This window comes from Brevundimonas sp. (assembly GCF_030656255.1).
In the GTDB taxonomy this organism is placed as follows: Bacteria; Pseudomonadota; Alphaproteobacteria; order Caulobacterales; family Caulobacteraceae; genus Brevundimonas.
The window spans coordinates 1-11,605 of record NZ_JAUSOE010000004.1; the positions used below are offsets into that span (position 1 = coordinate 1).

The 11,605-nt window shown below is 66.1% G+C and carries 7 protein-coding genes; all 7 read left to right on the forward strand.

What is annotated here, in order from left to right; genetic code table 11:
* Positions 1–828, forward strand: an 828-nt coding sequence (locus Q7J26_RS00125) for a substrate-binding domain-containing protein (RefSeq protein ID WP_304934506.1), incomplete at its 5' end; no start/stop codon positions are given.
* A 26-nt stretch (positions 829–854) separates the two neighbouring features.
* Positions 855–3,863 carry a TonB-dependent receptor gene (locus tag Q7J26_RS00130; RefSeq protein ID WP_304934507.1) on the forward strand — a complete coding sequence of 1,003 codons (3,009 nt, stop codon included), beginning with the start codon at positions 855–857 and terminating at the stop codon, positions 3,861–3,863.
* 77 nt (positions 3,864–3,940) lie between these two features.
* A complete protein-coding gene (locus Q7J26_RS00135; protein WP_304934508.1) occupies positions 3,941–5,404 on the forward strand; it encodes a glucoamylase family protein in 1,464 nt (487 codons plus the stop codon).
* The gene (locus Q7J26_RS00140; RefSeq protein WP_304934509.1) at positions 5,401–6,669 is read left to right on the forward strand and encodes a sugar ABC transporter substrate-binding protein; all 1,269 of its coding nucleotides are present in this window, start codon (positions 5,401–5,403) and stop codon (positions 6,667–6,669) included. The genes Q7J26_RS00135 and Q7J26_RS00140 overlap by 4 nt, the downstream gene beginning before the upstream one ends.
* On the forward strand, positions 6,666–7,598 hold the full coding sequence (locus Q7J26_RS00145; RefSeq protein ID WP_304934510.1) for a carbohydrate ABC transporter permease: 933 nt from the start codon (positions 6,666–6,668) through the stop codon (positions 7,596–7,598). The genes Q7J26_RS00140 and Q7J26_RS00145 overlap by 4 nt, the downstream gene beginning before the upstream one ends.
* Positions 7,595–8,410 carry a carbohydrate ABC transporter permease gene (locus Q7J26_RS00150; protein ID WP_304934511.1) on the forward strand — a complete coding sequence of 272 codons (816 nt, stop codon included), beginning with the start codon at positions 7,595–7,597 and terminating at the stop codon, positions 8,408–8,410. Before Q7J26_RS00145 ends, Q7J26_RS00150 begins: the two co-directional genes overlap by 4 nt.
* 18 nt (positions 8,411–8,428) lie before the next feature.
* On the forward strand, positions 8,429–11,605 hold a 3,177-nt coding region (locus Q7J26_RS00155; protein ID WP_304934512.1), incomplete at its 3' end, for a discoidin domain-containing protein.

Here is an 11,605-nt window from a genome sequence, read left to right on the forward strand (position 1 = left end):
TACGGCGAGTTCTTCTCCGAACTGATCCGCGGCATGGATCTGGCGGCGCGGGCGCACGGCAAGCACCTGATCGTATCCAGTTCGCACGGCGACACCGAAGAGACGATGGCGGCCCTGCGCTCGATGCGCGGCCGGGTCGACGGGATGATCGTGCTGTCGCCCCATGTGCGGGCCGCTAATCTGGCCGCCGACGTGGCGGGCCGGACCCCGGTCCTGGTCATGAACGGCGGCCTGGACGAGGGCGGCCGGCCGGCGATCGCGGTGGACAACCACGGCGGCGCCGTGGCCGCCGTCGAACATCTGATCGCCACCGGCCGTCGCCGCATCGCCCATATCCGGGGCGCCGCCGGCAACCTGGAGGCCGATATCCGCGCCGAAGGCTACGCCAGCGCCCTGGTCGGCCAGGATCCGATCATCGTCGAGGGCGACTTCACCCAGGCCGCCGGGCATCGCGCCGCTACACAGTTGATGGCGCTGGACCAGCGCCCGGACGCGGTGTTCGCGGCCAATGACATGATGGCCCTGGGCGCCCTGCTGGCCTTCCAGGAGGCGGGCGTGCGCTGTCCCGAAGACGTGGCGGTGGTCGGGTTCGACGACGTGCCGCTGGCCGCCCTGGTCCGGCCGACCCTGACCACGCTCAGAGTGAATATTGCGGAAATGGGCCGGAGGGGCGTCGAACGCCTCATCGGCCTGGTCCAGGCCGGCGCCAACGCCGATCAGGACGCCGCCTGCGAAATCGTTCGGCCGGTCCTGGTCGTTCGTCAATCCACCGCGGCGGCCGCAACCGTCGGGTCAAACCCCGATCAGACAGCGGCGTCGCTGTCGTGAATCGAATATCAGGAGGGGACTTCAGGATGATCAAGTTCAATACGCGTAGCGCCGCTCTGGCGGCCGTATCAGCTTTCGCCATCACCGCAGGCTTCGCGGGTGCGGCGACGGCGCAGGTTTCGACCTCGACCATCCGAGGAGTCGTCACAGACGGAACCCAGGTCGAGGCCGGGGCCACGGTCGTGGCTCGTGACGTCAATTCCGGTTTCACCAACCGGGCTACGGTGAACGCCCAGGGCGGCTATACCCTGTCCGGCCTGCGGCCCGGCACCTATGAGGTGACCGTGACCACGGCCGACGGCGATACCGCCACCGACACGGTGTCCATCGGCGTCGGCCAGGTCGGCAGCCTGGACCTGACCGTGGGCGCGACGACGGAGACGGCGGCTGCCGACGACGCCGCAGCAGAACTGACCGACATCGTCGTGGTCGGCCGTCGTCTGACGGAAGTTCGAACCCCGGAAAGCGCCACCAACGTCACGACGCAGCAGATCCAGACCCTGCCGCAGATCAACCGCAACTTCCTGAACTTCGCCGCCCTGGCCCCTGGCGTTCGCGTTTCTCAGAACGAAAGCGAAGTCACCATCTCGGCCGGCGGCCAACGCGCGGAATCGGTCAACGCCTTTATTGACGGCGCCAGCCTGAAATCCAACGTCATCGCGGGCGGCATCGCCGGTCAGGACGACAGCCGCGGCAACCCGTTCCCGCAGGCGGCGATCCAGGAATTCCGTGTCGTCAGCCAGAACTTCAAGGCCGAGTACGAGCAGGCTTCGTCAGCCATCATCACGGCCGTGACCCGTTCAGGCACCAATGAGTTCCACGGCGAAATCTTCGGCACCTACCGCGATGAGAGCATGGTGACCCAGGACGTCTTTGCAGAGCGTCGCGGCGAAGAAAAAGCAGACCTCACCGTCAAACAATACGGCGCGGCCTTGGGCGGCCCGATCATTCAGGATCGCCTTCATTTCTTCGGTAGCTATGAGCATAAGGAAGAGAACCGCGCAGCCGTTGTGAACCTCGGCCGCCAGGATCCGGAGTATCAGGCCCAGTTCGCCGAATACCTCGGCACCTTTGCGACGCCGTTCGAGGAAGACCTGTATTTCGGCAAGCTGAGCTTCCAGCCGGCGCAAGGCCATCTGATCGATCTGAGCGTCACCTATCGCGACGAAGGCGACGTCACCAGCGTCGGCGGCGCCAACTCCTTTGAACGCGCCACAGGCCTGCAGCAGACGACCAAGAGCGCCAACCTGCGCTATCAGTGGCAGGGTCAGAACTTCTTGAACGAGTTCGCAGTCGATTACCGAAACTACAACTACAATCCCACGGCGGCCAATTTCGACGAAGCCGGGGCCAGCTACCGCGTCTTCGATAACGGCTATGATCCGAACGGGGGCGTGACGGTTCTGAACACGGGCGGGGCGAACACCCGTCAGGACATCACCGATGAGGCCCTGACCTTCCGCAACGATCTGACCTTCACCGAGGTCGAGTTCAAAGGTTTCCATACCTTCAAGATGGGCGTGAAGTTCTCGAAACAGGATTATCATGTCGAGAAGGAGTTCAGCCGCAATCCCGAGTTCTTCTACGATCTGGACGGGGTCGCCAGTGGAGACGCATCGGTGCCGTACCGCGTCCAACTGGGCACGGCGACGCCTGTAGTCGATCTGACCAACAACGTCTACGGCTTGTATATTCAGGACGACTGGCGGATTACCGACAAGCTTGAACTGAACCTCGGCATCCGTTGGGATTACGAGGACAACGCCAATAATCCCGACTATGTCACGCCTCAGTCAGTAGTCGATGGTCTGAACCAATGGATTGCATCCACCGATGGCGGCAAACCAGCGGGTTATGCGCCCAGCTGGCTGAATGTGGATGACTACGTCTCCACTGGCAGTAATCGTGACCCCTTCGCAAAAGCCTTCCAGCCGCGGATCGGCTTCTCATACGATGTCTATGGTGACCGCAGCACGGTGATATTCGGCGGCGCCGGCCGTTATTATGACCGTGTGAACTTCAACTTCTCGTTCGATGAGATCGCGAAACCTTACACCACCACCAAGAATGCTTTCTTCACGACCACGGTAGCGCCCGGCGCCGTGCAGGACGGTAGTTCGGACAACCCCTTCCTGTGGAATTCCGCCTATTCGACCACAGAAGGTCTGGATGCCTTGTTGTCCTCCGTCAGCGGCAGGGGTGAGGCTTACTTGCTCAAGAACGATTTCGAGCCGCCGCGCACTGACCAGTTCAATCTGGGCGTCCGTCAGCGGGTCGGCGACTGGCAGACCGAATTCACGCTTGCCTACGGCAAGACCGAGAACGAGTTCACCTGGCAATATGTGACACGCTGCCGTGAACCGACATACGGCAATGATGGCGATGGATTCGGCGACAACGGCGGTTATTGCGGACCTGGAGCGGCCAATCCGTACAGCGGCTATTTCGTTTCCGATCACAGCAAGGAACGTGAGTTCAAGGCTCTCTACGTCAAGTTGGACAAGGGCTATACGCGCGACTCCGGTTGGGGCGTGAACATCGCCTACACCCTGTCGGACTCGAAACAGAACGGCGGCAACGACAACTTCTGCTTCGACTGTTTCTCTGTCGAAACCTCGCCGATGCGGAATTCCGCAGGCAACGAGCGGCACAGGATCGTCGCCAACGGCATCGTCGATCTTCCGCTGGACTTCCAGCTGTCGGGCATTCTGACGCTGGGTTCGGGCACGCCGTACGATGTCTTCGACGGTTCGGGATCGACCTTCTACTACCGGCCCTATGCGGGCTATCCGGAGAAGGAAAACTTCTTCATCCCCAACGCCTTCGCCTATCGAAACCTGGATCTGCGTCTGACGAAGAACATCCAGGTCGGCGGGGCTGGTGAGATGCAGGTCTATGTCGATGCGATCAACATCTTCGATTTCAAGAACTACAGCGGTTACGACGGCAGTGTGACCTCCGCCAACTACGGCAATCCCAGCACGGTGCTGTTCCCGACCCGCACCTTCCAGATCGGAGCCCGCTACTCCTTCTAATCACCCTGAGCCGGGGCCGTCTCTTGCTTGCGCGAGAGGCGGCCTTCTTTTTCTATACAGACCCAGTGAGCGTGCCCATGAACCGCCGAAACTTCCTAATGCGATCCACAGCCGGCGCGGCGGCTCTGGCGGTCTTGCCGGGGGCGGCATTGGCGCAGCAGCAGGCGGTGACGGGCGCGGTCAACGGCACGCAGCGGCGGCCGTTGCGGCTGGATCGCGAGATCAATGAGCTTCAGGAACGCACCTTCCGCTGGTTCGAGAAGGTCACGGATCGGGCTACCGGCCTGACGCCGGATCGCTGGCCCACCCCGTCCTTCTGCTCCATCGCTGCGGTCGGGTTCGCCCTTACCTGCTGGCCCATCGGCGTCGAACGCCGCTGGATGAGCCGGGACGAGGCGCGCGAGCGCACCCTGATCACCGTGCGCTATTTCCACAGCCTGCCCCAGGGGCCGGAGCCGACCGGCACGGCGGGGCACAAAGGCTTCTTCTACCATTTTCTGGAGATGGAGACCGGTCACCGCTACCGGACCAACGAGCTGTCGACCGTCGATACGGCCCTGCTGATCGCCGGCATGCTGTTCGCCGCCCGCTATTTCGACGGCGACCACCCGGACGAGATCGAAATCCGCAGCCGGGTCCAGGCCCTGTACGAGCGGATCGAATGGGACTGGGCCGTCATTCGCGACAACCGGATCACCATGGGCTGGCATCCCGAGAGCGGCTTCATCGCGTCGGACTGGCACGTCTATAATGAAGGCATGCTGCTGCTGATGCTGGCCATCGGCAGCCCGACCCATCCGGTGTCGGTCAATGTCTGGCACGAATGGGCCGCCAGCTATGACGAGAGCTGGACCGATCAGTGGGGCAGCTGGCACCTGAATTTCGCGCCGATCTTCGGCCACCAGTACAGCCATATGTATATCGACTTCCGCGGCATTCAGGACGCCTGGATGCGCGGCCAGACGGCGCAACTGGGCGAACATCTGGACTATTTCGAAAACAGCCGCCGGGCCGTCTACGCCCAGCAGAAATACGGTCACGACAATCCGGGCCAGTGGGCCGGCTATTCGTCCGAGACCTGGGGCCTGACGGCCTGCGACGGGCCGGGCGATTTCAAACAGACGATCAATGGCGTCGAGCGCGAGTTCTTCAGCTATTCGGCGCGCGGTCCCGGCGACCGCGACGACGGCACCATCGCCCCCACGGCGGCGGCCAGCTCCATCGCCTTCGCGCCCGAGATCGTCATCCCCTGTATCAAGGCGATGAAGAGCCGGTTCGGGGCGGGGATCTATACCGAGTGGGGCTTCCTCGACAGCTTCAACCCGACCTTGACCCAGCGCGACGGGCCGCTGCAGCACGGCAAGATCGTTGACGGGATCGGCTGGGTCGCTGACGACTATCTGGGCATCGACCAGGGGCCCATCGTCGGCATGACCGAGAACCACCGCTCCGACTTCATCTGGCGCTATATGCGCGGCGAACCGAATATTCGCCGGGCGCTGGACAAGGCCGGATTCACCGGCGGCTGGCTGACCGCATGAGGCCTGGCCCGCACAGGCGGGGCGCCCTGGCGCTGCTGGCGGGCGGCGCGGCGGCGGCCTGTACGCCGCGTCGTGAGGGCGAGACGGTGCTGCGCTTCTGGGCCATGGGCAACGAGGGCGGGACGGTCGGCCAGTTGATGCCCGAGTTCGAGCGCCGCAATCCCGGCGTCCGGGTCGAGGTCCAGCCCCTGCCGTGGACCGCGGCCCACGAGAAGCTTCTGACCGCCTACGCCGGCGCCTCGCTGCCGGACGTCAGCCAGATCGGCAACACCTGGGTCGCGGAGCTGAGCGCCATCGGCGCCCTGTCGCCGACCCCGCCCGAAGCCGCCGATCTGCTGACCGACCAGTTCCCTGCGGTGCTGGAGACCAACCAGATCGCCGGCCGGGCCATGACCACCCCCTGGTATGTGGACACCCGGCTGCTGTTCTATCGCAAGGATCTGCTGGCCCGCGCGGGCTTCGACGCGCCGCCGCAGGACTGGGCCGAATGGAAGCGGGCCATGCACGGGGTCAAGCGGGCGGCGGGCGGCGACAACTACGCCATTCTGCTGCCGCTGAACGAGTTCGAGCAACTGCTGACCTTCGGGCTTCAGATCGAAGAGCCGCTGCTGCGCGACCGCAACACGCGAGGCAACTTCTCCAACCCCGGCTTCATCGCGGCCCTGGCCTTCTATCGCAGCCTGTTCGCCGAGGGCTTGGCGCCCCTGGCGTCTTCGGCGCAGATCTCGAACGTCTGGACCGAGTTCGCGCGCGGCTATTTCAGCTTCTATTTCTCCGGCCCGTGGAGCGTCGGCGATTTCCGTTCGCGCCTGCCGTCGTCGTTCCAGCCGAACTGGGCCACGGCCGGGGTGCCGGGACCGAGCGGCCTGGGCGCTTCAGCGCCGGGCGGCTCCAGCCTGGCGGTGTTCAAGTCCTCGCCGCACCAGGACGCAGCCTGGGCGCTGGTCCGCTATCTGTCCGAACCGGCGGTCCAGGCCCGGTTCAACACCATCGTCGGCGACCTGCCGGCGCGCCAGAGCGCCTGGGACATCGCCCAGGTCGAGCGCGACCCGATGCTGGCGCCCTTCCGGGCTCAGTTGGAACGCGCCAAGTCGGTGCCGAAAGTGCCCGAATGGGAGCGGATCGTGACGGAGATGCAGATCGTCGCCGAGCGGATGGTGCGCGGCGAATATACGCCCGAGACTGCGGCCGCCGAGATCGACCGCCGGGCCGACCGGTTGCTGGAGAAGCGCCGCTGGATGATGGAACAGGGCAGGGCCGTATGACCGTCGCCGATCCGACATTGGCCCGCATGAAGCCGTCGCGTGGACGCGCGGCGAGAGAGCGCGCGGCCTGGGGCTTCGTCGCCCCGGCGATGATCGCCATCGGCCTCTTCTTCGCCCTTCCGGTGATTGCGGCCCTGCTGCTCAGCCTGACCGACTTCGACATCTACGCCCTGGCGAACCTCGATAATCTGCGTTTCGTCGGCCTGCAGAACTATGAGCGGCTGATGACCAATCCGCTATTCTGGGGGGCGATGAAGAACACCCTGACCTTCGCGGTCCTGGGCGTGCCCCTGTCCATCGCGGCCTCCCTGGCGGCGGCGGTGATCTTGAACGCGCGGGTGGTGAAGTGGCGGCCGATCTGGCGGGTCATGTTCTTCGCCCCCTATGTCACCACCCTGGTCGCCACCGCCGTGGTCTGGCGCTATCTGCTGCACACCCGCTACGGCGTCATCAACTGGGGGCTGGAGAGCATCGGCCTGCCGGCCGTCGACTGGCTGGGTCAGCCCTTGACCTCGATCCCCGCCATCCTGATGTTCGTGGTCTGGAAGATCTTCGGCTACAATATGCTGATCTTCCTGGCCGTGCTTCAGACCGTGCCGGACGACCTGTACGAGGCCGCCCGCATCGACGGCGCCGGGCCGTGGAAACAGTTCCGCCATGTCACCCTGCCGGCCATCGCACCGACGATGTTGCTGGTCTCGATCATCTCGGTCGCCAGCTTCTTCCAGCTGTTCGCCGAACCCTATGTGATGACGCAAGGGGGGCCGGCCCAGAGCACGGTGACGGTGCTCTACTTCATGTACGAAGAAGGCTTCAAATGGTGGAATCTGGGCTCCGCCAGCGCGGTCGCCTTCGTCCTGTTCCTGTGCATCCTGGCGATTACGTTGGTCCAGCTGGCCGTGGCCAAGCGGGTGGGGGCGTACCAATGAAAATCCGCTCCATCTTCCTCAACCTCGCCGTCGCGCTCATCGCGCTCATCGTCCTGTTCCCGCTGGTCTGGATGGCGTCGGTCAGCTTCATGCCCACCGGCGAAGCGGCGACCTTCCCGCCCCCGCTGGTCCCGTCGCGCTGGACGCTGGAGCATTACCGCGACCTGTTCCTGAACCAGGGCATGGGGCGGTATCTGTGGAACAGTTTCGCCCTGGCGACCCTGGCGACGATCCTGGCGCTCAGCTTCACCGTTCCGGCCGGCTACGCCTTCGCCAAACTCAAATTCGCCGGGCGCGAACGGTTGTTCCAGTTCCTGGTCGCCGCCCTGGTGGTGCCGGCCCAGATCGGCACCCTGCCGCTGTTTCTGATGCTGAAGGGGATGGGGCTGGTGAACACCTATGCCGGGGCGCTGGTGCCCTGGCTGGCCTCGATCTTCGGCCTGTTCCTGGTGCGCCAGTACGCGCTGAGCATTCCCGACGAGATGCTGGAGGCCGCCCGCATAGACGGCGCGAGCGAGGGGCAGATCTTCCGCCGCATCGTCCTACCGACGCTGCAGCCGATCATCGTCACCCTGGGCCTGTTCGTCTTCCTGGGCAGCTGGAACGACTTCCTGTGGCCGTTGATCGTCCTGACGGACCAGTCGAACTACACCCTGCCGGTGGCCCTGGCGGCCCTATCGCGCGAACATGTGCAGGACATCGAACTGATGATGGCCGGCGCCGTGGTCACGGTCGCGCCCGTGCTGATCCTCTTCCTCGCCCTGCAACGCTACTACATCCGCGGCATGCTCGCGGGCAGCGTGAAGGGCTGACCAGAACTGCGAGTTCGTATGCGTAACCTCCTGGCCGCCGCCTCGGTCCTGACGCTTGCCTTTGCCGCCCCCGCCGTCGCGCAGGACACGCGCGTTCTCGACACCATGGACGACGCCTCGCGGTGGCAGGCCAGCGCCTCGACCGACGTTCACGCCGTCGTCTCCGCCGTCGCCGGGCATGATGGGCAGGCGGTGCGGCTCGACTACGATTTCGACGGCAAGGCGGGCTATGCGGTGGTCAGCCGTCCGCTGCCGTTCGACCTGCCCGACAATTACGAGATCAGCTTCTGGGTGCGCGGCGCCGGGCCGGCCAACACCTTTGAGGTCAAGCTGACCGACGCCTCGGCCGAGAACGTCTGGTGGAAGCAGACGGCGCGCTACGACTTCCTCGACGGCTGGACGAAGTTCGTGATCAAGCGCCGCCAGGTGTCCAAGGCCTGGGGCCCCAGTCCCGAGACGGTGCTGCGCCGCGCCGAGCGGGTCGAGTTCGTCGTGGTCGCGGCCGAGGGCGGCAAGGGGGCGGTCGAGATCGACCAGCTGAGCCTTCGCGCCCTGCCGGTCGATCCCGCCGTGCCGCCGCAGCCGGTCGCCGCCGACGGCCGACCGCAGACGACCGCCGCCAACGCCGTCGATCTGGACCCGAAGACGGCCTGGACCCCGCCGGTGGGCGAACCGTCGGCCCTGACCCTGGACCTGGGATACGAGCGCGAGTTCGGCGGCCTGACCCTGCGCTGGGGCGAGCGGGGGGCGGCGGCGGACTATCGGATCTCGGCCTCGACCGACGGGCGCGACTGGCGGGACCTGGCGACAGTTCAGGGCGGGAACGGCGGCGTCGACTGGCTGCGCACGCCCGAGGCGACGGCGCGCTGGCTGCGGCTGGAGCCGCAGAAGCCGGTCCCCGCGCCGGACGTGGTCGGATCCTCCGGCGCCGGCCAGCGGCTGGGCGCGGGGCAGGCGACGACCTATGCGTTGAACGAAATCGAGGTCGAACCCCTGGCCTTCGGCGAGGACGCCACGGCCTTCGTGGAGGCGGTGGCCAAGGAGAACCGGCGCGGTCTCTATCCACGCGGCTTTTTCGGGGAACAGCCCTACTGGACCCTGGTCGGCGTCGACGGCGGGGGCGAGAGCGGCCTGATCGGAGAGGACGGCGCTATCGAATTGCGCCGGGCGGGGCCGAGCATCGAACCCTTTGTGGTCGACAACGGGCGGCTGATCACCTGGGCCGACGTCAATATCGAACAGGGGCTGAGGGACGGCGACCTGCCCATACCGTCCGTGACCTGGACCGCCGACGACTGGATGCTGAAGATCACCAGCTTCGCCGACGGCGCGCCGGACCAGGCGCGGCTGTGGGGCCGCTATGACTTGACCAACACCTCGAACCGGCCGCGTCGCCTGACCCTGGCCCTGACAGCGCGACCGTTCCAGGTCAACGGGCCGGTGCAGTTCCTGGCCATTCCGGGCGGCGTCGCGCCGGTCGAACGCATAGTCTGGGACGGCGCGAGCCTGACGCTGAACGACGATGTCCGGGTGCAGCCCCTGACCGCGCCGGACGCCGTGGCGGCCTCAAGCTTCGACGCAGCGGCCGATCCTCAATCATTGATTTTGCCGACGGCGCGACGGCCCGCCGGCGAGCCGGTCGCCGTCTCCGACGCCACGGACCTGCCGGCCGGCGCCCTGCTGTACGAGGTGACGCTTCAGCCCGGCGAGACGCGCACCTTCGGCTTCTTGTCGCCGCTGGCGGGCGAGACGCCGCAGCCGCAGGCCGGGCAGGGCGTCGCCGCGCTGGATCAGGCCGAGCAGGCGCTGGCGGCGGAGTGGCGCGAGAAGCTGGACCGGGTGGACCTGACCCTGCCGCCCGCCGCCCAGCGGATCGAGGACGCGCTGAAGTCGTCCCTGGCCCATATGCTGATGTCGCGCCAGGGGCCGATCCTTCAGCCCGGCACCCGCAGCTACAACCGCTCCTGGATCCGCGACGGGGCCATGATGGCCGAGGGGCTGAACCGGCTGGGCATGGCCGAGCACTCCGCCGACTATCTGCGCTGGTACGCCCCCTATGTGTTCGACAACGGCAAGGTCCCCTGCTGCGTCGATGCGCGGGGCGCCGATCCGGTGCCCGAGAACGACAGCCACGGCGAGTTCGTCTTCCTGGCCGCCGAGACCTATCGCTACACCGGCGACGAGGCCCTGCTGCGCCAGGTCTGGCCTCAGGTTCAGAAGGCCGTCGCCTATATGGACGAACTGCGCGCCTCGACCCGCACGCCCGAGTTCCAAACCCCCGACCAGCGCCACCTGTACGGCCTGCTGCCCCCGACGATCAGCCACGAGGGCTATTCGGACAAGGCGGCCTATTCCTACTGGGACGATTTCTGGGGCTTGCTGGGCTACAAGGACGCGGTCTTCATCGCGCAGACCCTGGGCGACGCCGAGGCCGCCGCCCGCTATGCCGCGGCGCGCGATCAGTTCGCCGCCGACATCCGCGCCTCAATCACGGCGACGGCCCAGCATCACGACATCGACTGGATCGCCGGCGCCGCCGACCGGGGCGATTTCGACGCCACCTCGACCACGATCGCCCTGTCGCCGTCGGGCGAGCAGGATAATCTTCCGCCCGAACTGATGGCGCGAACCTTCGACCGCTATTGGGAAAACTTCCAGAACCGGCTGACCAATCGCACGGCGTGGAAGGACTACACCCCTTACGAATGGCGGCTGGTCGGCGCCTATGTGCGGCTGGGCCAGAAGGACCGCGCCCTGGCGGTGCTGGACTTCCTGATGGCCGACCGCCGGCCCGAGGCCTGGAACGGCTGGGCTGAAGTGGTGGGGCGCGACAAGCGCGAGCCCCGTTTCATCGGCGACATGCCGCACGCTTGGATCAGCTCCGACTATATCCGCTCGGCCCTGGACTTGTTCGCCTACGAGCGGGACCGCGATCACGCCCTGGTGCTGGCCGCCGGCGTGCCTGAGGCCTGGCTGGACACGAAGGAGGGCGTGGGGGTGCGGGACCTGCGCACGGCCTATGGGGCGCTGACCTACGCCTATCGCAAACAGGGGGCGGCCTATGTGCTGACCCTGGGCCAAGGGGCGACGCCGCCGGGCGGCTATGTGCTGCAATGGCCGGCGGGCGCGGGGCGGCCTGAGCGGATCCGCATCGACGGGCGGGCCGCACAATGGTCCGGCGACGAGCTGCGTATT